At 31.1% G+C, this 24666-nt stretch carries 24 protein-coding genes; 8 read left to right on the top strand and 16 right to left on the bottom strand.

Annotation, left to right across the window (positions count from 1 at the left end; all coding sequences use genetic code 11):
- Positions 1 to 8: 8 nt before the first annotated feature.
- From MHL31_RS14195 to rfbA, 6 genes are all read right to left on the bottom strand, one after another.
- On the bottom strand, positions 9 to 1340 hold the full coding sequence (locus MHL31_RS14195; protein ID WP_240226610.1) for a UDP-glucose/GDP-mannose dehydrogenase family protein: 1332 nt from the start codon (positions 1338 to 1340) through the stop codon (positions 9 to 11).
- Between the two features lie 48 nt (positions 1341 to 1388).
- Positions 1389 to 2672 carry a nucleotide sugar dehydrogenase gene (locus MHL31_RS14190; RefSeq protein ID WP_240226609.1) on the bottom strand — a complete coding sequence of 428 codons (1284 nt, stop codon included), beginning with the start codon at positions 2670 to 2672 and terminating at the stop codon, positions 1389 to 1391.
- An 89-nt stretch (positions 2673 to 2761) separates the two neighbouring features.
- Positions 2762 to 3769, bottom strand: a complete 1008-nt coding sequence (gene rfbB, locus MHL31_RS14185; protein ID WP_240226608.1) for a dTDP-glucose 4,6-dehydratase — start codon at positions 3767 to 3769, stop codon at positions 2762 to 2764.
- 3 nt (positions 3770 to 3772) lie between these two features.
- A complete protein-coding gene (gene rfbD / locus MHL31_RS14180; RefSeq protein ID WP_240226607.1) occupies positions 3773 to 4633 on the bottom strand; it encodes a dTDP-4-dehydrorhamnose reductase in 861 nt (286 codons plus the stop codon).
- A complete protein-coding gene (gene rfbC / locus MHL31_RS14175) occupies positions 4626 to 5198 on the bottom strand; it encodes a dTDP-4-dehydrorhamnose 3,5-epimerase (RefSeq protein ID WP_240226606.1) in 573 nt (190 codons plus the stop codon). Before rfbC ends, rfbD begins: the two co-directional genes overlap by 8 nt.
- 105 nt (positions 5199 to 5303) lie before the next feature.
- Positions 5304 to 6179 carry a glucose-1-phosphate thymidylyltransferase RfbA gene (gene rfbA / locus MHL31_RS14170; protein WP_240226605.1) on the bottom strand — a complete coding sequence of 292 codons (876 nt, stop codon included), beginning with the start codon at positions 6177 to 6179 and terminating at the stop codon, positions 5304 to 5306.
- Positions 6180 to 6525: 346 nt separating this feature from the next.
- On the opposite strand from rfbA, the gene MHL31_RS14165 reads away from it, so the two are divergent.
- From MHL31_RS14165 to trpB, 6 genes are all read left to right on the top strand, one after another.
- Positions 6526 to 6675 (top strand): hypothetical protein, encoded by a 150-nt coding sequence (locus MHL31_RS14165; protein ID WP_240226604.1) that lies wholly within the window; start codon positions 6526 to 6528, stop codon positions 6673 to 6675.
- 133 nt (positions 6676 to 6808) lie between these two features.
- Positions 6809 to 7414, top strand: coding sequence for a uridine kinase (gene udk / locus MHL31_RS14160; protein WP_240226603.1), 606 nt, complete (start codon positions 6809 to 6811; stop codon positions 7412 to 7414).
- Positions 7414 to 7731, top strand: coding sequence for a septum formation initiator family protein (locus MHL31_RS14155; protein WP_240226602.1), 318 nt, complete (start codon positions 7414 to 7416; stop codon positions 7729 to 7731). The genes udk and MHL31_RS14155 overlap by 1 nt, the downstream gene beginning before the upstream one ends.
- Before the next feature lie 40 nt (positions 7732 to 7771).
- A complete protein-coding gene (locus MHL31_RS14150) occupies positions 7772 to 9088 on the top strand; it encodes a methylmalonyl-CoA mutase family protein (RefSeq protein ID WP_240226601.1) in 1317 nt (438 codons plus the stop codon).
- Positions 9078 to 10247 carry a methylmalonyl-CoA mutase family protein gene (locus MHL31_RS14145; protein ID WP_240226600.1) on the top strand — a complete coding sequence of 390 codons (1170 nt, stop codon included), beginning with the start codon at positions 9078 to 9080 and terminating at the stop codon, positions 10245 to 10247. The genes MHL31_RS14150 and MHL31_RS14145 overlap by 11 nt, the downstream gene beginning before the upstream one ends.
- Positions 10248 to 10273: 26 nt before the next feature.
- Positions 10274 to 11479, top strand: coding sequence for a tryptophan synthase subunit beta (gene trpB, locus MHL31_RS14140; protein ID WP_240226599.1), 1206 nt, complete (start codon positions 10274 to 10276; stop codon positions 11477 to 11479).
- Positions 11480 to 11612: 133 nt separating this feature from the next.
- On the opposite strand, the gene MHL31_RS14135 is transcribed toward trpB, so the two are convergent.
- The 4 genes from MHL31_RS14135 to MHL31_RS14120 form a co-directional block, all read right to left on the bottom strand.
- The gene (locus tag MHL31_RS14135) at positions 11613 to 12956 is read right to left on the bottom strand and encodes an OprO/OprP family phosphate-selective porin (protein WP_240226598.1); all 1344 of its coding nucleotides are present in this window, start codon (positions 12954 to 12956) and stop codon (positions 11613 to 11615) included.
- 26 nt (positions 12957 to 12982) lie between these two features.
- Entirely contained in the window at positions 12983 to 14332 is a 1350-nt protein-coding gene (locus MHL31_RS14130) for a glycerophosphodiester phosphodiesterase family protein (RefSeq protein WP_240226597.1), read from the bottom strand.
- A gap of 103 nt (positions 14333 to 14435) precedes the next feature.
- On the bottom strand, positions 14436 to 15773 hold the full coding sequence (glpT, locus tag MHL31_RS14125) for a glycerol-3-phosphate transporter (RefSeq protein WP_240226596.1): 1338 nt from the start codon (positions 15771 to 15773) through the stop codon (positions 14436 to 14438).
- Between the two features lie 19 nt (positions 15774 to 15792).
- A complete protein-coding gene (locus tag MHL31_RS14120) occupies positions 15793 to 17352 on the bottom strand; it encodes a glycerol-3-phosphate dehydrogenase/oxidase (RefSeq protein ID WP_240226595.1) in 1560 nt (519 codons plus the stop codon).
- Between the two features lie 297 nt (positions 17353 to 17649).
- On the opposite strand from MHL31_RS14120, the gene MHL31_RS14115 reads away from it, so the two are divergent.
- Complete coding sequence (locus MHL31_RS14115) at positions 17650 to 18417, top strand: DeoR/GlpR family DNA-binding transcription regulator (RefSeq protein WP_240226594.1); 768 nt, start codon at positions 17650 to 17652, stop codon at positions 18415 to 18417.
- A gap of 48 nt (positions 18418 to 18465) precedes the next feature.
- Here MHL31_RS14115 and MHL31_RS14110 read toward each other — a convergent pair whose 3' ends face one another.
- The gene (locus MHL31_RS14110) at positions 18466 to 19521 is read right to left on the bottom strand and encodes a glycoside hydrolase family 5 protein (protein WP_240226593.1); all 1056 of its coding nucleotides are present in this window, start codon (positions 19519 to 19521) and stop codon (positions 18466 to 18468) included.
- A 258-nt stretch (positions 19522 to 19779) separates the two neighbouring features.
- Between MHL31_RS14110 and MHL31_RS14105 the strand changes: the two genes are divergently transcribed.
- A complete protein-coding gene (locus MHL31_RS14105; RefSeq protein WP_240226592.1) occupies positions 19780 to 20400 on the top strand; it encodes a DUF1684 domain-containing protein in 621 nt (206 codons plus the stop codon).
- Positions 20401 to 20466: 66 nt separating this feature from the next.
- On the opposite strand, the gene MHL31_RS14100 is transcribed toward MHL31_RS14105, so the two are convergent.
- The 5 genes from MHL31_RS14100 to MHL31_RS14080 all read right to left on the bottom strand — a co-directional run bounded on the left by MHL31_RS14100 (position 20467) and on the right by MHL31_RS14080 (position 24595).
- On the bottom strand, positions 20467 to 21708 hold the full coding sequence (locus MHL31_RS14100; RefSeq protein ID WP_240226591.1) for an ammonium transporter: 1242 nt from the start codon (positions 21706 to 21708) through the stop codon (positions 20467 to 20469).
- Between the two features lie 24 nt (positions 21709 to 21732).
- Positions 21733 to 22071, bottom strand: coding sequence for a P-II family nitrogen regulator (locus MHL31_RS14095; protein ID WP_240226590.1), 339 nt, complete (start codon positions 22069 to 22071; stop codon positions 21733 to 21735).
- A gap of 228 nt (positions 22072 to 22299) precedes the next feature.
- The gene (locus tag MHL31_RS14090) at positions 22300 to 22986 is read right to left on the bottom strand and encodes a hypothetical protein (protein WP_240226589.1); all 687 of its coding nucleotides are present in this window, start codon (positions 22984 to 22986) and stop codon (positions 22300 to 22302) included.
- Positions 22987 to 23029: 43 nt separating this feature from the next.
- The gene (locus tag MHL31_RS14085; protein WP_240226588.1) at positions 23030 to 24226 is read right to left on the bottom strand and encodes an ammonium transporter; all 1197 of its coding nucleotides are present in this window, start codon (positions 24224 to 24226) and stop codon (positions 23030 to 23032) included.
- A gap of 30 nt (positions 24227 to 24256) precedes the next feature.
- Positions 24257 to 24595 (bottom strand): P-II family nitrogen regulator, encoded by a 339-nt coding sequence (locus tag MHL31_RS14080; protein WP_240226587.1) that lies wholly within the window; start codon positions 24593 to 24595, stop codon positions 24257 to 24259.
- Positions 24596 to 24666: the final 71 nt, after the last annotated feature.

Raw genomic sequence — 24666 nt, 5'->3', positions numbered from 1 at the left:
TATGAGGTTTAATTATTACGTTTACCTATTTGATAATATTCAAATCCTTTTTCTTCTAAATTAAACACGTTATATTGATTTCTTCCATCAAAAATAACTGGAGCATTTAATTGTTTTTTTATTTCTTCAAAATCTGGTGAACGAAATTCTTTCCATTCAGTTAATAGCAACATGGCATCTGCATTTTGAAGTGTTTCATATTTAGAATTTAAATACTCTATATTTTCAACACCTTTTAGGTAGAATACCTGCGCTTCTTCCATTGCTTTTGGATCGTACGCTTTAACTTTAGCTCCTCGTTTCACTAATTCTTTTATAATATATATTGCTGGAGCTTCTCGCATATCATCGGTACCAGGTTTAAAAGCCAATCCCCAAACTGCAAAGATTTTACCTGTTAAATCTTCTCCATATTTCTTTACTATTTTTTCAGAAATAATTAATTTTTGAGCATCATTAACCTCTTCAACAGAAGTTATTAATTTGGGCGTATAATTATGATCTTCAGCAATTTTTTTTAAAGCTTTTACATCTTTAGGAAAACAAGAGCCTCCATAACCACAACCAGGATAAATAAAACTATAGCCTATTCTTTTATCTGAACCAATTCCAATACGTACTTGATTGGCATCTGCACCTACTTTTTCACAAATATTTGCAATTTCATTCATAAACGAAATTTTTGTAGCCAACATAGCATTCGCTGCATATTTTGTCATTTCAGCAGATCGAATATCCATTGCTATAAAACGCTCATGAGACATACAAAATGGAGTATATAATTGCTTCATCTTCTCTAAAGCCGTAGCACCTTCATACCCAATTACAACTCTATCTGGTTTCATAAAATCGTTAATTGCAGCACCTTCTTTTAAAAATTCAGGATTTGAAACTATGTCAAATTTAATAGCAACACCTCTTTTATTAAGTTGTTGTTGAATGGTTGCTTTTACCTTATCTGCCGTACCCACAGGCACAGTTGATTTATCTACAATCACCAACCTTTGTTGCATATATTCTCCAATATTTTCCGCTACTTTTAGCACATATTGTAAATCTGCAGAACCGTCATCTCCCATTGGTGTACCAACTGCAATAAAAACAATTTCAGCATCTATTAATGCCTCTTTTAAATTTGTTGTAAACTGAAGTGTCTCTCGCTCTATATTTTTTTTCACCATAGGTTCTAAACCAGGCTCAAAAATTGGTAAAATTGATTTTTTTAAGTTTTCAATTTTATTAGTATCTATATCTACACAGGTTACTTTATTTCCCATTTCTGAAAAACAAGTACCAGATACTAACCCTACATATCCAGTTCCTATTACTACTATATTCATTATTAATTTATTATCGTTTAACTTTTGATTTGAATTTAACCTTTACCATTACAACTTTCCTTGTACTTTACAATTCAAAACACCTTTTACATCGTATATAATTCCTTTTGGATTTAAATATTTATTAAAATCTATTTCTAAAAATTCTTTATGAGAAACTGCTAATACAATTCCATCAAATATATTTTGAGGTATATTCTTAACAGTCTCAATTCCATACTCTTGTTTTACTTCGTTACTATTTGCCCAAGGATCAAAAATGGTAACATTTGTTCCAAATTCTTTTAGATTGCGTATTACATCTACAACTTTTGTATTTCTAACATCGGGACAATTTTCTTTAAAAGTGATTCCTAATACTAAAATTTTCGAATTTTTAACTTTAATATCTTGTTGTACTAAAAGCTTTACCACTTCAGATGCTACATAATTGCCCATACTATCATTCATTCTCCTACCTGCTAAAATAATTTCTGGATGATAACCAACTTCTTGTGCTTTTTGCGCCAAGTAATATGGATCTACACCAATACAATGTCCACCCACTAAACCTGGCTTAAAAGGTAAAAAATTCCACTTTGTTCCTGCGGCTTCTAATACTGCTTGTGTATCAATATTTAGTAAATTAAATATTTTTGCCAGTTCATTAACAAAAGCAATATTAATATCTCTTTGCGAATTCTCTATCACTTTTGCTGCCTCAGCAACTTTAATTGTTGGTGCTAAATGTGTTCCTGCAGTAATTACAGAAGCATATAAATTATTAACTTTTTCGCCAATTTTAGGCGTAGAGCCTGATGTAACTTTTAATATTTTTTCAACGGTATGTTCTTTATCTCCTGGATTAATACGCTCTGGCGAATAACCTACATAAAAATCTTTATTAAATTTAAGTCCCGAAATTTCTTCTAAAATAGGGACACAAACCTCTTCAGTTGCTCCCGGATACACTGTTGACTCATAGATAACTATATCTTTTTTATTTAAAACATTACCAACTGCTTCACTTGATTTAATTAGTGGTGTTAAATCTGGTTTATTTTTTTTATCAACAGGAGTTGGTACTGTAACAATAAAATAATTACAATCTTTTATTACATCTAATGAAGTAGTACAAAACAATCCTTTTTCACTTTCTGGATTGGTTACAAGTACGTTTTTTAAAACATCTTCTGAAACCTCCAAAGTACTATCTAACCCCTTGTTTAATTCGGCAACACGTTCTTTATCAATATCAAAACCAATAACATTATATTTAGTAGCGAATAACCGAGCTAAAGGCAACCCTACATAACCTAAACCTATAATTGCTATTTTAATTTGTTCTTTCATTTAATTTTTTGAACTTGAATATTTATTATTGTGAATACTCACAATTGTATTTTTTATTATTTTGTAAATACTTCTATACAACTAAACGCCTATTTATACTTTTTAATGTACCACTCCACAGTTTTTAATATTCCAGACTCAAAATTTTCAGCAGCTTTCCAACCTAATTCACTTTCAATTTTACTAGCGTCAATTGCATATCTAAAATCGTGCCCAGCACGATCTTTTACATATTTAATTTGTTCTTTATAACTTATTTTTTTTGGCACTAATTTATCTAACAACTCACATATTTTAGTTGCTATATAATTATTATTGCGTTCGTTCTTTCCTCCTATATTGTATACTTCTCCGCTTTTTCCATAATCGTAGGCAAGATCAATACCAGCACAATGATCTAATACATACAACCAATCTCTAATATTTTTTCCATCACCATAAATAGGAATTTCTTCACCAGCTAAAGCTTTTCTAATAACTGTTGGAATCAATTTTTCATCGTGTTGATGTGGACCATAATTATTAGAGCAATTTGTAATAATTGTATGCATACCATATGTGTGATGGTAACTTCTTACAATCATATCGCTACTTGCTTTTGAAGCACTGTAAGGTGAATTTGGTGCATAAGCTGTTTTTTCTGTAAATAGGCCTGTTTCACCTAAAGTTCCATATACTTCATCTGTAGAGACGTGTAAAAATTTTGCACTTTCGAATCCATTTTTAAATACAAATGGTTTTTCCATCCAGTATTTATAAGCTACATCTATTAACGTAAAAGTACCTTTAACGTTGGTTTCTATAAAAACATCTGGTTCATTTATAGAATTATCTACATGAGATTCTGCTGCCAAGTGAATAACACCGTGTACTATATAATGTTCAAATACGCGTTCCATTAAACCACGATCACAGATAGAGCCATGTACAAAAGTAAAGTTTTTTAATTTTTTTACTGTATTTAAATTCTCTAAATCTCCCGCATACGTTAAAGCATCTACAACTACAATTTTAAAATCTGGATATTTATTAACTAAATATTCAACTAAATTTGAGCCAATAAATCCAGCTCCGCCTGTAACTAAAATAGAATTCATAATTTATTTTATTTTATTTAAACATTTTTTTAAAGAATCTTGCCAAGATAGTATTTCAACATTAAATGTTTGCTGTATTTTATCAGTATTTAATAAACTATATTTTGGACGCTTTACTTTTGAATTAAAATCTTTTGATAGAATCGGTTCTACAATACAACTACTGTTAGTTAAGTTAGCTATTTCTTGTGCAAATTGAAACCAACTACAACTTCCCATATTTGAATAATGATATAATTCAACTTTTTTGTTTTTAATTTTTGGAAGTATTGTAAATATAAGATTTGCTAAATCGGTTGCATTTGTTGGCGACCCTATTTGATCTGAAACTACTTTTACAGTTTTATTGCTTTTAAACAACCTTAACATAGTGTTTACAAAATTTGTTCCGTGTAAAGAATACAACCAAGAGGTTCTTACTATAACCGAATTTTCTGGATTTATTTTTAACAAAGCTTTTTCACCCTTTAATTTAGACTTACCATAATTATTTGTTGGGTTTGTATCTGCTGTTTCTAAATAAGGCCTTTTTGAAGTCCCATCAAAAACATAATCGGTTGAAATATGTATTAATTTAATTTTAAATTGTTTAGAAATACGTGCTAAATTTTCTACTGCTAGATAATTAATTTCAGTTGCTAAATCCTGTTCATCTTCAGCTTTATCAACTGCTGTATAAGCTGCACAATTTACAATTACTTTAATATTATTAGTAGCAATAAAGGCTGCAACAGCTTCCGAATTAACAATGTTTAATTCTTTTTTACCCGTAAAATAACAGGTATAATTAGAATAATTTCTAGCAATATTTTGCATAGCAACACCTAATTGACCTTTTGAACCCGTTACTAATACATTAATCATACAGCTTAAAAGTTGGTTCAAATAAATCGGCTTTATTAAAAGGCTCTTGTACTTTATCTTTTTCTGAAATAATTAATTTATCTTCAGAAAAAACCCAATCTATAGCTAACTCATCGTCATTATATAAAATACCTCGTTCCGATTCTTTATTATAATAAGCATCAACCTTATAGCTAAAAATAGTATCATCACTTAAGGTCAAATATCCGTGAGCAAACCCTTTAGGAACAAAAAGTTGGTGTTTATTTTCTTCGCTTAACTCTACAATAACTTTTTCTCCAAATGTTTTAGAATTTTTTCGAATATCTACAACTACATCTATTACTTTCCCTTTAACAACTCTTACTAATTTAGATTGAGCAAATGGTGGTAATTGATAATGCAAACCACGCAATACACCTTTTGAAGATTTTGCTTCATTATCTTGACAAAAGTCTACTTTATAACCAATAAATTCTTCAAAAATTTCTTTTTTGAAAACTTCATAAAAATAACCTCTATCATCTTTAAAAATAGTTGGCTTACAAAGTATTACTTCTGGTATGTTAGTTCTTATAAATTTCATTAAAAATTTTGTTCAATTTTAGGTTTAAGTTTAGGGTTTTCATCTTTAAAATTGGATTTAAAATTTATGGTTACCAACCTCTAAAATGATGATTTTTCACACTTATCACCTTTTTACCAACTTTTGTAAATATTGCCCGTAATTATTATTTTTATATTCTTCGGCAATTAGCAATAATTGTTCTTTATTTATATACCCCATTTGAAAAGCAATTTCTTCAATACAAGCAATTTTTAAACCTTGTCTTTTCTCTATAGTTTGAATAAAATTAGAAGCCTCTAAAAGAGAATCTTGAGTTCCTGTATCTAACCAAGCGTAACCTCTTCCTAATAATTCTAATTTTAAATTATGCTGCTCTAAATAGGTTTGATTCACCGTTGTAATTTCTAACTCCCCACGTTCACTTGGTTTTATATTCTTAGCAATTTCAACTACACTATTCGGATAAAAATACAAGCCTACAACGGCATAATTACTTTTAGGATTTTTAGGTTTTTCTTCAATACTTAATACGTTTTTCTCGGTGTCAAACTCGGCTACTCCATATCTATTCGGATCTTGTACGTAATACCCGAAAATAGTCGCTTTGTTAGTTTCTTTTACAGTTTTAACCGCTTCATTTAAACGTTTTTCCATGCCTGCACCATAAAAAATATTATCACCCAGAATTAAACAAACATCATCATCTCCTATAAATTTTTCACCTAAAATAAAAGCTTGCGCTAAACCATCTGGAGATGGTTGTTCAATATATTCAAATTGCATTCCAATAGCTTTACCATCACCTAATAATTTTTCAAAGTTTGGTAAATCTTGAGGTGTTGAAATTATTAAAACCTCTGTAATCCCCGAAAGCATTAAAATAGAAAGCGGATAATAAATCATTGGCTTATCGTAAATAGCTAATAATTGCTTTGAAGTCCCTTTAGTAATAGGATATAAACGTGTTCCTGAACCTCCGGCTAAAATTATTCCTTTCATTTGTTATTTTTTATTATTCTCAACCGTTTTGCATATTAAAACAGAAGGTTTACACCTTTATTATTTAACAACCTAGATTTCAACAAAAATAACCAATTAATATTGAATAGCAATTGCTTTTAATGAAAGTATAATAAGCATACTACTTTAAATTTTACAATAATTTAATTGGATATAAAATTGTTTAAAACACTAAATTTTAAATTCAATAAAAAACATAAAATTCATTAATTTAAGTTTATTAACTAATAATATTCAATAATTTTTGTACTTTTCTAAATTATATTAAAATATATGTAATATAAACTGTTTTTAATACAATAATAAACCACTAACTGTTTTACCTATGACCTCGTCTACCTCACAACATTCTTTTACTCCTGAAAAAATAAACCAAACAGCCTTAAAAGATTATAAAACATATTTAAATTATTACGCTTCAAAAAAGTTAAAACCAATGACTTTTGAAGATTTTTCAAAAAATTACAGCAACTAAAATACCATACAAACCTCTCTGTTCTAGAACTATATAAATTAACTTTCGCTTAATTCTTTATGTTTTTTCAATAGTCAATTATTAATTCTTATTTAATATTCCCTAAATTTGTAAAAAAATTTATAAAAAATAGATGTTAATTATAGGAATTGCCGGCGGAACAGGAAGTGGTAAAACAACTGTTGTAAATCAAATTTTAAATGAATTACCTGCAGATGAAGTTTGTGTTATTTCACAAGATTCATATTACCATGCGACTCATAATTTAAGTTATGAAGAACGTAAAAAAATTAATTTTGACCACCCTAAAGCTATCGATTTCGATTTATTGGTAAGCCACTTAAATGCACTTAGAAAAGGTGAAGTTATTGAACAACCTGTTTATTCTTTTGTTACTCACGACCGTACCATAGACGCTTTAATTACCCACCCCAGAAAAGTAATTATTGTTGAAGGCATCTTAATTTTTAACAATAAAGAATTACGTGACATTTTTGACATTAAAATATTTGTGCATGCTGATACCGACGAGCGCTTAATTAGAAGGGTTAGACGAGATATTGAAGAACGAGGTAGAGATGTAAATGAAGTATTAACCAGATACCAAAATACACTAAAACCAATGCATCAACAGTTTATTGAGCCAACTAAAAACTATGCGGATATTATAATTCCAAACGACAGGTACAATACCGTAGCAATTGATATCGTTAGAACTGTTATAAGCAATAAATTATAATGAAGTTAAAGCAGTTTCTTAACAAACCAATCATAAAAATAATCTCCAATAAATACTTGTTAATTTTAACAACATTTATAATTTGGATGGTTTTTTTTGATGAAAATTCTTTATTAAATCATAGAGAATTTAATAAAGAAATTGAAAAACTTAATAATGAAAAAAAATACTATAAATCTGAAATTGAAAAAGATAATGCATTAATTAAAAATCTTGACGATACTGAAGAATTAGAAAAATTTGCTAGAGAAGAGTATAAAATGAAAAAAGAAAACGAAGAAATTTATATTATACAATATGACACCATAGCAAAATAATAACGTATTTTTATTTTATCCTTATTCAATACTTAAAACTATGTCTAATTTTTTAATAAATGAATTTCAAACAAGTTCTGCGGCCGCTTGGAAACAAAAAATTCAATTTGAATTAGACGGAGCAGATTACAACAAAACACTTTTAACAAATACAACTGAAGGTATTACCATAAAACCTTTTTACCATGCCGATAATTTTGAAAAAGTAGTTGTTCCAACATCAAAAGCAGGTTTTAAAATCTGTAAAACCATCACCATAACATCAGAAACCACCGCTAATTCCGAAGCGCAATCAGCTATAAATAAAGGTATAACAGCACTTTTATTTAAAGCATCAAAACCATTTAACACCTCATTGTTATTTAATAATTTATTAAATAATAATATTGAATTTCATTTCGATTTAAATTTTTTATCAGAAAATTTCATAAATAAACTTTGTAAAGCTTTACAAGCTGAATCTTTTTATTTAAACATTGATCCTATTGGAAATTTAACCAAAACCGGAAATTGGTTTAAAACCTCAAACAACAATTTTACATTACTTGAAAATCTGCTAAAAAAACACCCTGAAACATTTATTTTAAGCGTTGACGCAAGCACATATCAAAATGCAGGAGCAAACTCAATACAACAAATTGCCTATGCCCTTGCTCACGCAAATGAATATTTAACAATATTTGGAGGGGAAATTGGAAACAAAATTCAATTTAAATTTGCTACAGGAAGTAATTATTTTTTTGAAATAGCTAAAATTAGAGCTTTTCGATATCTCTATAATTTAATACTGAGTAAATACAATACTTCTGCCATTGCCGAAATTTACACAACACCAAGTTTAAGAAACAAAACTTTATACAACACTTCAATAAATACATTTCGCTTAACATCAGAAACTGTAAGTGCTATTTTAGGAGGTGCGAACACTATTGCTATTGATACTTTTATTTCAAATTTTGAAAATTCTAATAAAATTAATAAAACTCAACACCAACTTTTAGATGGTTTACAGCAGTTTAAAAACGAAAAAGACGCCGCTAAAGACACTTATTACATTGAATATTTAACAAAACAATTAGCCGAAAAAGCTTTAATTATTTTTAAAGAAATTGAAAAAAGTGGTGGCTTTTTAAATCAACTAAAAGCAGGAACTATACAACGAAAAATTGCAGAAAACGCTCAAAAAGAACAACTAGATTTCAACTCTAAACTATTGTTAGATAAAACGGAGAAAAAATTAAAACCTATTTTAAAACAAAACACAGAAAAAAAATCGCAGAAAACATTAATCGAACCAATACTTCAAAAAAGATTATCTGAAAAAGTGGAACAAAAAATTAGAAGACATGAAGCGTAAAGATTTTTCAGACATAGAAATTACGGCACAAAATAAAAAGAATACTTTTTTTGGGCATGAGAATTATATTGCCGGCACTGCTCCTTTTTTAAGAGGTATAAACACCACAATGTATTTAGAAAAACCTCTAAAAACACAGGTATTAGTTGATTTCCCTTCACCCGAAAAAAGCAATCTATTTATTAAAGAACATATTTTAAGAGGTTACAAATATTTTATATTAACAATCAATACTGACAACTCTACAGGTATAAATTCCGGTATTTTCACACCTTCAATTGAAGCTATGAAAATATTGCTTAAAGGAATTGCTTTAAAAGAATTATCAATTACATTAAACACAAATAACTCCATTTTATCCGTTTTAAGCCTATTTATAGCCGCAACAAAACAACTAAGCATCAAACAGGAATCTCTATATTTATCCGTAAACTTAACCCCTGAAAACTTAATAGTAGATGCTAAATTTAATCAAAACACAATTGAAGCCATCCTAAATTATACAACCAAGAATTTACCCAATTTTAATACTATTTCAATTGACACACATCAAATTAGCAAGGGAAAAACTAAAGAAAATGACATTGCTTATTTTTTAGTTACAACTTTTACACATTTAAATTATTGCATTACAAAAGGCTTCAAAATAGACACAATTGCTTCTAAGATATCTTACAACTACACTATTGAAAAAGATTATTTTCTTGAAATTTCAAAAATAAGAGCTACAAGAATGCTTTGGGCTAAAATGCTACAACAATTTAAACCAAAACAACAACAATCTTTAGCTCTAAAAATCCATTCACTCAATCATTTTAGCAACTATAACAAGGCTATAACTGCTCTATTTGGTGGCATACAAAGCATCGTTTCAACCAATGAAATTTCCCAATTTATTGAGCAAGAAACTTTAATTTCAAAAACAATTGACCCTTGGGCTGGTTCAACCAATATAGAAAAACTTACCGAAGATACATTTAACAATACTTGGCAACTTTTTGAAGAAATCACTCAAAAAAACAGTGAATTTCCTCAACTACAACAGCAAGAAAATTCAACTAAACCTATTTTTAAAACCAAAAACTTACTGGAATTAATTATAAAAAAAATTGAAAAAAATAGTACTTTAGAGCTTCTTTATAAAAATATCAAGAATTAAAACAATATTATCTTAAAATTTACATAATGTCTGACAATTATTTTAAAAATCACCCAAACAAAGAAGGATTTTTTAACGAGTATGGTGGAGCATTTATACCTCCACAATTAGAAGAGGAAATGAAAAAAATTAATGATGCTTACTTTTCAATAAGTAAATCTCATAAATTCATTTCAGAACTTCGTGATATTCGAAAGCATTTTCAAGGCAGACCTACTCCAGTTTATCATTGCCACCGTTTATCTCAAAAATATGGTGGTCAAATTTATTTAAAACGCGAAGACTTAAATCATACTGGAGCACATAAATTAAACCATTGTATGGGAGAAGCATTACTTGCTAAATACATGGGTAAAAAGAAATTAATTGCTGAAACCGGAGCAGGTCAGCATGGTGTTGCTCTAGCTACAGCAGCAGCATATTTTGGCCTAGAATGTGAAATTCATATGGGTGAAGTAGATATTGAAAAAGAATATCCAAATGTACTTAGAATGAAAATTCTTGGAGCTTCAGTGGTCCCAGTAACACACGGTTTAAAAACACTTAAAGAAGCTGTTGATAGTGCTTTTGAAGCTTATTTAAAAGACCCAGTAACTTCAATTTACTGTATTGGATCTGTAGTAGGACCTCACCCTTTCCCTATGATGGTTCGCGATTTTCAACGTATTGTTGGTATTGAAGCTAAAGATCAATTTTTTGAAATGACTGGAGAATTACCAGACAACGTTGTAGCCTGCGTTGGAGGAGGAAGTAATGCTATGGGAATATTTTCTGCATTTCTAGAAAATAAAGAATGTAAACTTTTTGGTGTTGAACCAGGAGGTAAATCGCTAGAAACTTTAGGCGACCATGCTGCAACTATGACCTTAGGTAAACCTGGTATTATCCACGGTTTTAAATGCTATACTTTACAAGATGAAAAAGGTGAACCTGCTCCTGTCCATTCTATTGCCAGTGGTTTAGATTATCCAGGAGTTGGCCCAGAGCACAGTATGTTAAAAGACTTAAAAAAAGTAAATTACACAACCATTTCAGATAAAGAGTGTATTGATGCATTTTTTGAATTAAGCAGGATGGAAGGAATAATACCTGCTCTAGAAAGTGCACACGCAGTAGCACACGCATTTAAATTAGCAAAAGAAAACCCTAAACAATCTATTTTAGTTAATTTAAGCGGTCGTGGAGATAAAGATTTAGACTATGTTGTAGATAATTATGGCATTCCAGAATAAATTAAAAACTTTATTATTATAAACTAAAAAACCCATAACTTAGATTTTATCCTAAATTATGGGTTTTACTAAAATTAAAATGGAGTTTTTGTAATTAAATTTTGTAATTAAACTTAATCATTAATATTCTTTTTTAAAAATTAACTTGAATTCTCGCTTTTACAAACGAAATACTATCATCTTGTCTATAATATAAGTTATCAATATCCATATAAGTATAATTAAGACGGAACATAACATTATCACTCATATAGTAATTTAACCCTATAGAATAATCGATACTTTCTCCACCTCCAACACTATAATTTGTTTGTCCTGCTGCAGCTTTTAAAGGATCAGCATTCCAAAATTTATCTTGCATAAAAATACCATCTATGTCATTTAAATTTGTCTGATTAAAACGCGCTAACAACTCTAAAGATCCTGCTTTAGGACGATTTAAAAAAGCGTAAGAATTATTATAATCATAATTACCCCCTTTTAATAAATAACCAGCTTGTACGTAGTAACCATCAGTTTCAATATCTCTCTGTTCTCCATACCAATCTTCAAGGTCTTGAGGAGATGAAGGCCATCCCCACATATCTGGAGTTGAATTTTCAAACTGAAGCTCATAATTAGAATTACGATAAACTTTATTGTAATAATATTCAGACTGAACCATAAAACGACCATAAGTACCCAACATTTGAGCATTCAATTTAAATTCGTTTCCAGCGTGACTTACAACAGCATTTAAAAATTTATCTTCAGGACCTGCAGCATAAACTACTTCTCTATTATAATCATCATCATTATAGTTTTCATCATAACCATTTGCATCTGGCAATCTATACGAAGCAGAAGCACCAATAATAAAGTTTTTACCTTCTTCAACAATTGGACTATATAATGCTTTTCCAGTAACACTATAACCACCATCACCCATTTCAGTATTACTAATATCGCTACCAAACAAACCTCCTGATATAAAATACTTATCTGAGAATGTTGTATAAGCAATACCTACTGTTCTACCAATACCAAATGCTTCACCAGAAAAAGAATTTCCAATAAATTTAGAATCTTTACTTGAAATAGATCCTTGAATACCAAACGGTTCAAAAAAGTTACCAACTTTAATAGAACTATGATCACTTAAAGCATATCTTAAATAAATATCTTTAGCACTTACTTTATTATTAGCAAAACTAAAATTAATCTTTGCATCCCACTTTTTCCATGAAGCTTTAGCATATAAACGAACATCACTTAAAGTTGTTTTAGAACTTAAATCCGTTGCATCTTCCATATAGTAATCACCATCCATATAAGCACGACCACCAAACGACCACTTATAATCACCATCATTTGTTTTAAAATTAACAATTCCTTTTTCTCCAGTAACTACTCCATTTGTTTCTTGAGCTGTAATAACCCCTGTATACATAAAAGCTAAAGAGACTACTAAGAGCGATATATTTTTTAATTTATTCATTATTTCAAATTTTATTATTACTAAATTTAATTTCTACCTATATAGGTTCCATATCCAAGATCTTCTAATACAGTTTGAGCTGTAACACCTGGTATTGCTCTACCTTGATACTCTAACGAAAGATCTGTTAAGTTGGTAAAACCACCGTCAATAAAGTTTTCTCTTCCTATTTTACCAGTCCATTCACCTTGTAGTGTTCTATTTGGATTATCAAAACGCGATTCTAAACCTGAGTAATAATAATCTCCATTATATTTTTTTAACTGATCTTCAGTATCAAAAGAATATGCGTGAATTATAAAACCAGGACGGTGATACATTTCATTCATCCAAGGAGCAGATAAATCATCATACCCATTTGGAGCACCAGCAATTGAAGGCCCAATAATATGTACATTATTATCTACAGAAAAGTTTAATACATCAGCAATCATATCTGCATCATCATCTACTAGATTATCGTATCCACCTTTCCAAAGCAACATACATTTAGGAATATTTGGTAAAAATTCCTCCAAAAGAAGAACACTTTGCCAAGAAAACGTTTGTAAAATAATACGAGATTTAGTATTTGCCACACCAACTTTACCTGGAGTTGTTGCTATATTTTTTGGGTTATCAGTAGCTAACCAACCATTGTTTTTTAAAACTTCAGCAAGTGTTTTTTCCATACCTGAAAATCTCCAAGGCTCTTTAGTCTCAATATATACTCCTGGTCTATTACCATTATCAACCTCATCTTGAACAAAAACAAACTCTCCTGTTGACTCATCTAAGTCTAAAGTTTCTGTACCGTCTTCTTTTTTATAATAAGGGTTTCTATTTTCATCTCTTTTCACTTTCATACCTTCAGCAATCAGTAACACATCTTTTAAGGTTGAAATTTTTTGATCTATAAATTCTAATCGTGCATTATCTGGCACATCTTCATTAAACCAAGTACCTGCATCAAGCGCTCTTAACTCTTTTAGTGTAAATTTACTTAAATCGTAATCTGCTCTTCCTGGATAAATACTTTCAACATTTGAAGTTCTACGAAGATCATTATCATGTAGTGCTAACAATACTCCATCAGATGTTTTTTGAATATCGATTTCTAGATAATCTGCCCCCATATTACGAGCCCAACGAAAAGCAGCTTCAGTTTCTTCTGGAGCCCAAAAAGTTGAACCTCTATGAGCTATAACAGCATCAGGTGCATCAATTAATAGCTGATCAATTACAGCTTTAGTTTCAGAATTTACAGTTTTTAACTCAATAGATTCTGATTGAATTTCATTACTTAAATCTTTAATATCATCCTCACAACCCACAACTCCAAGGAGCATAATAAGGGCAATACCCACCGGTATTTTTTTTAAAAATAGTTTAGTCATTTATTTAACATTTATTGATTAATACTCTTATTTATTATCTTCACTTGTAAACACCTATTCAACAAGCGATTAAAATCTTAGGTATTTTAAAACGTATATTTTACTATACATGAATACCATTATATCCTCTCTTTTCTTGAACCCAAGAAAAACCAATTAATAAAATTGCGATTACGCAAGAACTTAACAACACTACAAATCCACCAGACCATCCCCAAGTATCTACAACAGCACCCATTGCTATATTAGCAAATAAAGCTCCTCCTAAATACCCAAATAAACCTGTTAAACCCGCAGCCGTACCTGCCGCTTTTTTTGGCACCAAATCCAACGCGTGAACACCTATTAACATTACAGGACCGTAAATCAAGAATCCGATACAAATAAGCGCTATTGAATTCGCTAAAATAGATTGACTTGTCCAATACATATATATTGAAACAAAAACCAATACCATATATATAATACTTACAGGTGCTCTTTTACCTTTAAATACTTTATCACTTAAATATCCACACAAAAGTGTCCCCGGAATACCAGCCCATTCGTAGGCAAAATATGCCCATCCAGATTCTTTAATTGAAAACCCTTTTGCTTCTTCTAAATACAATGGAGCCCAATCTAAAACACCATATCGTACTAAATAAACAAAGGCATTTGCAAAGGCTATAGACCACAATAATTTGTTTTTTAAGATATATTTAAAAAATATTTCTTTAGCTGTCATTTCTTCCTCAAATTTTTCTGAATAATTAGGAGGAAAATCGTTTTTATAGGTTTCAATATTTGGAAGACCACATGATTGCGGAGTATCTCTCAATAAAAACCATGTAATAACAGCAACAGCTAATGCTATAAAACCTGGGAAATATAGTTTCGCATGCCAATCTGCAAAAATAGCAACACCCAAAATCGCTAGTGGACCAATTATACCTCCACCAACATTATGAGCTACATTCCAAATAGACATTTTTGTTCCGCGTTCTCTAATTGAAAACCAATGAACCATAACCCTTCCACAAGGAGGCCATCCCATACCCTGAAACCAACCATTCAGTATTAGTAGAATAAACATTATAAATACTGAAGATGTGGCTAAGGGAATTGTCCCCATTAAAATCATTGTTAATGCCGACAACACTAAACCTGCCGTAAGAAAATTCCGAGCATTACTACGATCAGATACATTTCCCATAATAAATTTACTTAAACCATAAGCAATAGAAACTCCTGAAAGAGCAAAACCTAATTCTGTTTTTGAAAAACCCAAAGCAATTAAATCTGGCATTGCTAATGAAAAAACTTTCCTAACTAAATAATACCCAGCATAACCAATAAAAATACCTACAAATACTTGAAATCGCAATCGCTTATAGGTTGAATCTATTTTATCTGAAGGAAGTAACTCTTTGTGCGCTGCTGGTTTAAAAAAATCTATCATGACATTGATTTATAATTTATTATAGTATATAATTTAAAGTTACATTGATATAACTCTCAACTTGTTGTTTAATCCAATTCTCATCTTTATCTAATGCCTCAGCCATAATTTCAGCTACCCTTGGAGCTATTTTTATACTTTCTTGCGCATCTAATAATTGACATCTTGTTCTACGCGCTAAAAAATCTTCTACTGTACGACACATTTCATTTTCAATAGCCCACAAAACCTGAGCTTCAATAACCTGAAGTTTTTTACTTATATAATTCTTGTTTCCATTTTTTGACGCTAACTCCAAAATAGCATCTTCATCAGAACCATAAAAATATAGAGGGTTATCATAATCCACATTTTCCTTATATCCGTGAATTTTTAAATGTTTTGTTTTTGAAGAAATACGAGGCCACCCGTGATTTTTCTCAGCTTTATCCACTAAATCTTGCCCCATTCTTCTAAAGGTAGTCCATTTACCTCCTACAATAGTTAACAAACCAGAATCTGAGGTATAAATTTTATGACTTCTCGAAATCTCTTTCGTTTTGTTTCCATCTCCTTTTGGAGCAGCCAATGGTCGTAAGCCTGCGAAAACACTCAACACATCACTTCGTTTTGGAGCCTTAGTTAAATATCTACTAGCAGTACTTAAAATAAACCCAATCTCTTCCTCTAAAGCAACCGGTTCTAAAGATTCTTTTTCAATAGGAGTATCTGTAGTACCTACAATCACCTTATTATGCCATGGAACCAAGAACAACACACGGCCGTCATCAGTTTTAGGGATAGTAATAGCATCATCTCCTGGTAAAAAGGATTTATCTAAAATTAAATGCACACCCTGACTTGGCGCAATGGTTTTTTCAGCACCTGGAGAATCCATCTGCAACACATCATCTGCAAAAACACCTGTTGCATTAACAATTTGTTTACCCAACACCTCGTGCTTTTCAGAAGTCTCTTCATCTACAAACGAAACACCTTTTACAAGACCTTTCTCATCTTTAATCAACCCTGTTACGTTACAATAATTCAATACAATTGCACCACGCTCTACGGCACTTTGAAGTGTATTTACTGCCAAACGGGAATCATCAAACTGTCCGTCGTAATAAACCACTCCTGCAGAAATTTTATCAGGATTAATAAGTGAAATACGTTTCAAAGTTTTTGATTTTGAAATTCTTTTAGACCTACCTAAACTAAGTTTCCCTGCCAATAAATCATAAAAAGTTAAACCTACTGTATACAAAACCTCATCAAACAAACCGTGAGTAGGAATTATAAACGATTGACTTTTCACTAAATGCGGTGCATTTTGCAACATTAAACCCCGCTCTACAACTGCCTCTCTTACCAATCCTACATCTCCTTGCGCTAAATAACGAACTCCACCATGCATAAGCTTGGTCGACTTACTTGAAGTAGACTTTGTAAAATCAGACATTTCTAACAAAATAACAGAATAACCTCTTGCCGAAGCTTCCAATGCAATACCAATTCCAGTAGCACCACCACCTATTATTATAAAATCAAATTCTCCTGAATGATTCTTTACCTTCGAAATCATTTCATCTCTTTTCATATTTCAAATATTTTAAACGAATAGCTTTTTTTCCTATTACAGAGTAAAAGTAAATCATTTAGAAACATTTCGAAAGTTTTTTTATGTTTTTTTTAAGATAATATGACTTTTGTCATATTATAAATACATTTCTTTTTTGATAAAAAGGCTAATCAACTGATTATTAAAGGGAAGATTACTAACAAATATAACACCTACACAATAACACATACATACAAACATCATTTTAAAATTTATTTCGAAATATTTCGAAATAAACTAACATTGACGTATATTTGCTAAACTAAAAACTTTACAATGCTTTTAAATATCGCCGAACGCCACAAATTAATTTTAAAAAAGCTTGAAAATGACGGCTTTGTTGAAGTAACAGATTTAAGTCAGGAATTTGGAGTATCTTTAGTCACCATCAGAAAAGACCTAAAAGCTTTAGAAGAAAAAAACTTACTTTTCCGATCACACGGTAAAGCAATACCATCAAATCCCTACACAACCGAAAACCACGTTAATATTAAAGAAAAAATTAACAGGAAAGAAAAAACAAGGATAGCAATTGCAGCAGGTCTAATTCTAAAACCTAACGACAGTATTATTATAGCTTCCGGAACATCTGTTATTGAATTTGCAAAACACTTAAAACCAGTCGATGGGTTAACCGTACTTACAGCATCCCTAAACACTGCTTTAATTTTAGCTGAAAACCCAAATATTGACGTAATACAATTAGGTGGAATTGTAAGAAGAAGCTCTTCATCTGTAATAGGACCAACTAGCGAAAAAATGCTTCAAGAATTTACCTTTACAAAATTATTTTTAGGCGTTGATGGAATTGATTTAGATTTTGGATTAACAACAACAAACTCAATGGAAGCTTCTTTAAACAAAGAAATGATTAAAGCTGCTCAAAAAATAATTGTATTAGCAGATTCTTCAAAATTTGGAAAAAAAGGATTTGGAAAAATATGCGGACTCGAAGATGTTGATCAAATAATTACAGACAAAAAATTAGACAAAAAAACAAAAGACCAATTAGAAGAATTAGGCATTGACGTTACACTTGCCTAAAATTAAAATAAAAAAATCCCGCTTTTAAAATTAAAAGCGGGATTTTTTTTAGTTTTCGCGATAACCTTGTAGCACCTTTTTAAAATACCTTCCTTGACGAGAAGGTGCATAATCCCAATCCGTAAACAACATAGGCGACCAATCTGGATCAAACACCCAAACCGTATATGAAATTCCACGTTCATCTGCATATTTTGTAATTGCATCGCCATAAGATTCATCACTTATAACCGGTATATGAGCCCCCTTATCATCTGGACCACAAAAACCTATTTCAGATAAAATTAAAGGATATTTTTCAGCCGCAAACCCCCAATCTTCAGTCCATTTAACCTCCCAAGGCTTTTCTCTTTTTTGCGGATACGGATGACTTATATAACCAATACCTTCAGCAGCAATAGGATTCTCTTTTAAAGGTGTTAAATCATACCCCCAATTAAAACCAGCCACCAACGGAATAGCCTCACATCCATTTTCTCTAATAACAGCAATAAGCCTCTCCATCAAAACCTTCCATTCACCCCAAGTACACTCACCCAAATCACCATTATTTAAAGTTGGCTCATTAAACAATTCAAAAAAAGCAGCAGTCTCATTATCTTTATACGCTACCGCCATTGTTCTCCAGAAATCCTCCGTCTCCAACATTGTAGTCTCATACATTGGCAGATAGTATTTATCGTCTTTTAAGTTACCAATGCTATGCCAATCTATAATTACATACATACCAACCTCAGCTGCCCAAGCCAAACCATCATCAATCAACTTTAAGTAAGCCTCTTTACCTCGCTCTCTCCATGCCTTAGGATGCACCGGAAACCTAGTTACTGTAGCTCCCCAACTTTTCATCTCCTTAAAATATTCTAAATTCCAACGCCCATCTTTCTGTAATTTATCTGGATCACTAGCATCCAACCCCCTAAAAACAATTGTATCTCCTTGAACGGAAACAAAAGAATTACCCTTCACTGTTATCCTACTTAAAGTATTTGCTTCAACCACAGACTCAACATCTTTCACCTCTTTCTTTTCATTTTTATTTCCACATGACACAAACACCATTAAAAAAATAAAAGTTAACTGTACTATCATTATTTTTTTCATAATTAACACATTTTAATTGTTATCTATTTTTAAACACAAAATATTAGTATCAAAATTACTTAATAACTCATTTTATGTTTAATGAAAAATTTACTTTTTTTGATACAAAAACATCATTTAACCAAACCCAACACGAACTAACAAGCACACCAAACAAGCAACCACCTAAACAACACTAGATTATTTTAGCTAAGCTTTATCGTCTTTTTAAAACAACTACATTATTTTTGCAAAAAAACATCATCAAACATCTGCATCATGAAAGAAATCACTTTAGCCATACTCTTTTTATTAACATTAACAAACTGCTCTAAAAAAACCAACACTTATAAAGATGAAATAAAACAATTTCAATATAAATTAAACACACAATTCGCTAATGCAGAAGAATCACCACTGACAGAAGAGGATTTGAAAACTTTTAAATCTTTAGAGTTTTTTGAAATTGATGAATCTTTTAGAATTGAAGCTAATTTCGAATTAACCCCAAACACACCAATATTCGAAATGAAAACCACCACAGACCGACTTCCCTTATACAAAAAATACGGAATTGCAACATTTACTTTAAACGGCACAAAACTACAATTAAGCCTATACCAACATCAGAGCACTACTACAATATTTAGCGATAACAATCCACTTTTCCTACCTTTTAAAGACACTACAAACGGAACAAGCACTTACGGCGGCGGACGCTATATAGATATTGAAATTCCAGAAAAAGAATCCAATACTATTATTATAGATTTTAACCAATCATACAATCCTTATTGCACATACAATTATAAATTTTCATGCCCTACACCTCCAAGTGAAAACAACCTACCTATTGCCATTTTAGCTGGAGTTAAAGCATACAATAATACACCCCATTAAAAAAGCTCAACTAATTTAAATTTGCTGAACTTTTACAATCTTATATTTTATAAAAAAGAAACCTAATTAATGTTGATTTAAACGAAAATCAGGGTAAGCATCCATACCATGTTCATGAATATCTAGACCTTCCTGCTCTTCTTCTTTAGAAACACGGATACCCGTAGTACTTTTTAGTGTTTTAATAATTGCATATGCAGAAACCAAGCAAGTAACACCTATGGAAACAACTCCAATAGCTTGATACCCTAACTGTTCCCAGCTAGCTAAATCACCAAAAATACCTACAGCTAAAGTTCCCCAAATACCACATATTAAATGAACAGCAATCGCACCAACAGGATCATCTAACTTCATCCTATCCACAAGCGACACACCTAACACTATTAAACCTCCGGCTATAAACCCAATTACAATAGAATCAGTCACACTCATTAAATCAGCTCCAGCAGTTATACCTACCAATCCACCTAAAATACCATTCAAAAACATTGACAAATCAAATTGTTTGTATTTAAATAAAGAAACCAAAAATGCCGACATACCACCTGAAGCCGCAGCTACACAAGTAGTCACCAACACCAAAGATGTAGCTCCTGGATCAGCTGAAAGCACAGAACCTCCATTAAATCCAAACCAACCTAACCATAAAATAAAAACTCCTGCAGTTGCAAAAGGCATATTATGTCCCGGAATAGCACCTACTGAACCATCTTTTTTAAATTTACCAAGCCTTGCTCCTAACAACCAAACTGCTACTAAAGCAGCCCAACCACCTACTGAATGCACTAATGTAGAACCTGCAAAATCATAAAATCCTAACTCATCTAACCAACCAGCTCCCCATTTCCAAGAACCTACAATTGGATACACCAAACCAACATAAACAATAGTAAAAATCATAAATGCACCTAATTTTATTCTCTCAGCCACAGCCCCAGAAACAATTGTTGCCGCTGTTGCAGCAAACATTCCCTGAAACAAAAAGTCAGTCCAAAAAGTATAACCACCATCTGCATATTCAGCAGTTAAACCATTTTCAGGCGAAGTTAGCCCAAACAAATCAACAAAATAATCTGGAATAATTCCAGCTATAAATGACCCTGGGTACATTAAATTAAAACCAACTAACGCATATAATATTAATCCGATACAAATAATAAATACATTTTTAAAAAGTATATTAATTGTGTTTTTTTGCCTTGTTAATCCAATTTCCAACAATGAAAATCCTAAATGCATTAAAAATACCAATGCAGTACAAATCATCATCCATACGTTATTCACTGTAAATAGTGTTTCCTCCATAATAATAGTTATTCTATCTTAATTTTAATTTAATGATTCTACACCTTTTTCTTTCGTTCTAATTCTATAAGTTTCTTCAACATCAGAAACAAATATTTTTCCATCACCAACAGCACCTGTATACGCTGTTTTTAAAATTATATCTATTGTTTTTTCCAAAAAAGGATCGGAAACTACAATTGACAAATACCTTCTTTGCAATTCTGACGTACTATAACTTACACCACGATACACATGTCCTTTTTTCTCATTCCCAACTCCAGTCACATCCCAATAACTAAAAAAGTTAACTCCAATTTCGTGCAAAGCTTCTTTAACTTCAACAAACTTTGATTTTCTTATTATCGCTTCAATTTTCTTCATAATAAAACAGTTTATATAATTGATTTAGTATCAAAAATAAATAAATTTTCTCAACCCCCTAACTTTTAAAGGGGTAAAATATAATTTTTACCATATATTCAATTTTAACCCTAAATATTTATACACTTACACAATGTTAAAAATAAAAACACAAATATGGTCAAAAAAAAATTGCCTAATAACTTTTAAGTTATTAGACAATTTTAAACTAAACCTAATTATAATATATTATAGAGAAAGTATAAATACTAAATATGCATCATCTGTATCTGGATTAAAGATTGCTGAAGCAGAAACACCTAAACTAAATGCATCTGTAATAGTAACATCTTTAGAAGCAGAGAAACCAATATTTGTTAAAGCAAAATCACCGTCCGTGGTATATATTTCATTTCCACCACCAATAAAGGCACCCAACTCAGTTCCTCCAATATTAAACGGAATACCAAGCTCTGTATAAATTGAATTATCATCATCATTATATATATTAGCACCAACCATTAATGAAATCGGAAAAGACTCTACACCATCAAAACTCACTGTAGCTTCACCTACATGGTTTTTCATCATAAAATAACCATCAGAAGCACCATCAACAGGAAAAGCATAATCTGTAAAACCTACAGAAACAGCTCCAAAAGAGTAACTTGCATAAAAATCAAACTCCTGACCAACTACCTGACCTCCAGTTTCATAAGACGCCCATAAACCCATTGTAAAATTCCCTGAAGACATTTCAGCATAAGGTTGTAATGCAGGCGAGTCAGAAAATTCCAAACCTCTCCATACATACCTACTCGCATAATCAACTCCTATATCGAAGCTAGCCTTACTCGACTCTTCTTCCTGTGCATTCATAGTTGAAATTGATAAAACTGCCACAAAAACTAATATTATTCTCTTAATTATTTTCATCCTTATTTAATTTAAATTATTAATATTTTTAATATACAACCTACTAGTTATACACATTAGATTTATGCTCATGAATATCTAATCCATCAACTTCTTCTTCTTTAGAAACTCTTAACCCTATAGTTTTCTTTAAAATAAACAACACTACAAAAGCCATACCTGCAGCCCAAGCTCCAATTGCTAATACTCCAATTGCTTGAACACCTAACAAAGAGAAACCTCCACCATATAATAAACCTCCATCAATAGCAAAAACACCTACCATTAAAGTTCCTAATGCACCACACACACCATGTACTGAAACAGCACCTACAGGATCGTCAACCTTAAGTTTTTTATCTATAAAATCAATTGAAAGCACCACAACAGCACCACCTATTATACCTATTATAAAAGACCCCATTGGACTAACAGCAGCACAACCAGCGGTTATTGCAACTAAACCAGCTAAAGCACCATTTAATGTCATTGAAATATCTGGCTTACCATATTTTATCCACGAAACCGTCATTGCAGAAAGCGCTCCTGCAGCAGCAGCCAAGTTTGTAGTAATTAAAATTCCAGCAACAGCATTAGCACTTCCTCCTGAAATTGCTAATTCTGAACCTCCGTTAAATCCGAACCATCCTAACCAAAGAACAAAAACCCCTAAAGCTCCTAGAACCAAGTTATGACCAGGAATCGCATTTGATTTCCCATTCGTATATTTTCCTAATCTTGGCCCTACCAAAATAGCACCAACCAAAGCAGCCCATCCACCAACAGAGTGCACTACTGTAGAACCTGCAAAATCCACAAATCCAAGCTCAGTTAACCAACCATCACCTTGCCACACCCAGTGACCAGAAATTGGGTAAATTACTACCGTCATTATAAACGAGAACATTATATATGTAGTAAATTTAGTTCTTCCGGCTACAGCCCCAGAAACAATTGTTGCAGCAGTTGCAGCAAATACCGTTTGAAAGAATAAATTATGCATATTTTCAACATCATCAAAAAATAATGTTGGAGTTCCTATAAATGAACCTATTGTGTCTCCATACATAACCGTATATCCAATAGCCCAAAAACCGACACTACCAATACATAGGTCAAGAAAATTTTTCATTATTATATTCCCTGCGTTTTTTCCTCTGGTAAATCCTACCTCAACAAGCGTAAATCCTGCTTGCATAAAAAACACTAAAATTCCGCAGATCACAATCCACATTAAGTCTAATACAGCGTTAGCTTCCATAATTTTTTATTTTTGTAATTAGTTAATTTTTTAATTTAAAGATTCAATTCCTTTTTCTTTCGTTCTAATTCTATAAGCCTCTAAAACTTCAGAAACAAATATTTTTCCATCGCCAACTTCTCCAGTACCTGCTGATTTTAAAATAGCATTAATTGTTATCTCTAAGAAAGGATCAGAAACTACAATTGATAAAAATCTACGCTGTATATCTGATGTGCTATAACTAACACCTCTATACACATGCCCTTCTTTTTCGTTTCCTACTCCAGTTACATCCCAGTAACTAAAGAAATTAACTTCAATTTGATGCAAAGCTTCTTTTACTTCGTCAAATTTTGACTTTCTAATAATAACTTCAATTTTCTTCATAATAAAGTGATTTTTATAATTGATTTCCAGACAAAAATATACTTATATTTTTTTACCCCCTAATTTTTTAG

The organism is Lutibacter sp. A80, assembly GCF_022429645.1.
In the GTDB taxonomy this organism is placed as follows: domain Bacteria; phylum Bacteroidota; class Bacteroidia; order Flavobacteriales; family Flavobacteriaceae; genus Lutibacter.
The sequence above is the reverse complement of the archived record's forward strand: the minus strand, read 5'-3'. Positions and strand labels throughout refer to the sequence as shown.

Coding starts and splice junctions, on each gene's coding strand:
- MHL31_RS14195 (WP_240226610.1), bottom strand. CDS start 1,340: ATGAATATAGTAGTAATAGGAACTGGATATGTAGGGTTAGTATCTGGT.
- MHL31_RS14190 (WP_240226609.1), bottom strand. CDS start 2,672: ATGAAAGAACAAATTAAAATAGCAATTATAGGTTTAGGTTATGTAGGG.
- rfbB (WP_240226608.1), bottom strand. CDS start 3,769: ATGAATTCTATTTTAGTTACAGGCGGAGCTGGATTTATTGGCTCAAAT.
- rfbD (WP_240226607.1), bottom strand. CDS start 4,633: ATGATTAATGTATTAGTAACGGGTTCAAAAGGTCAATTAGGTGTTGCT.
- rfbC (WP_240226606.1), bottom strand. CDS start 5,198: ATGAAATTTATAAGAACTAACATACCAGAAGTAATACTTTGTAAGCCA.
- rfbA (WP_240226605.1), bottom strand. CDS start 6,179: ATGAAAGGAATAATTTTAGCCGGAGGTTCAGGAACACGTTTATATCCT.
- MHL31_RS14165 (WP_240226604.1), top strand. CDS start 6,526: ATGACCTCGTCTACCTCACAACATTCTTTTACTCCTGAAAAAATAAAC.
- udk (WP_240226603.1), top strand. CDS start 6,809: ATGTTAATTATAGGAATTGCCGGCGGAACAGGAAGTGGTAAAACAACT.
- MHL31_RS14155 (WP_240226602.1), top strand. CDS start 7,414: ATGAAGTTAAAGCAGTTTCTTAACAAACCAATCATAAAAATAATCTCC.
- MHL31_RS14150 (WP_240226601.1), top strand. CDS start 7,772: ATGTCTAATTTTTTAATAAATGAATTTCAAACAAGTTCTGCGGCCGCT.
- MHL31_RS14145 (WP_240226600.1), top strand. CDS start 9,078: ATGAAGCGTAAAGATTTTTCAGACATAGAAATTACGGCACAAAATAAA.
- trpB (WP_240226599.1), top strand. CDS start 10,274: ATGTCTGACAATTATTTTAAAAATCACCCAAACAAAGAAGGATTTTTT.
- MHL31_RS14135 (WP_240226598.1), bottom strand. CDS start 12,956: ATGAATAAATTAAAAAATATATCGCTCTTAGTAGTCTCTTTAGCTTTT.
- MHL31_RS14130 (WP_240226597.1), bottom strand. CDS start 14,332: ATGACTAAACTATTTTTAAAAAAAATACCGGTGGGTATTGCCCTTATT.
- glpT (WP_240226596.1), bottom strand. CDS start 15,773: ATGATAGATTTTTTTAAACCAGCAGCGCACAAAGAGTTACTTCCTTCA.
- MHL31_RS14120 (WP_240226595.1), bottom strand. CDS start 17,352: ATGAAAAGAGATGAAATGATTTCGAAGGTAAAGAATCATTCAGGAGAA.
- MHL31_RS14115 (WP_240226594.1), top strand. CDS start 17,650: ATGCTTTTAAATATCGCCGAACGCCACAAATTAATTTTAAAAAAGCTT.
- MHL31_RS14110 (WP_240226593.1), bottom strand. CDS start 19,521: ATGAAAAAAATAATGATAGTACAGTTAACTTTTATTTTTTTAATGGTG.
- MHL31_RS14105 (WP_240226592.1), top strand. CDS start 19,780: ATGAAAGAAATCACTTTAGCCATACTCTTTTTATTAACATTAACAAAC.
- MHL31_RS14100 (WP_240226591.1), bottom strand. CDS start 21,708: ATGGAGGAAACACTATTTACAGTGAATAACGTATGGATGATGATTTGT.
- MHL31_RS14095 (WP_240226590.1), bottom strand. CDS start 22,071: ATGAAGAAAATTGAAGCGATAATAAGAAAATCAAAGTTTGTTGAAGTT.
- MHL31_RS14090 (WP_240226589.1), bottom strand. CDS start 22,986: ATGAAAATAATTAAGAGAATAATATTAGTTTTTGTGGCAGTTTTATCA.
- MHL31_RS14085 (WP_240226588.1), bottom strand. CDS start 24,226: ATGGAAGCTAACGCTGTATTAGACTTAATGTGGATTGTGATCTGCGGA.
- MHL31_RS14080 (WP_240226587.1), bottom strand. CDS start 24,595: ATGAAGAAAATTGAAGTTATTATTAGAAAGTCAAAATTTGACGAAGTA.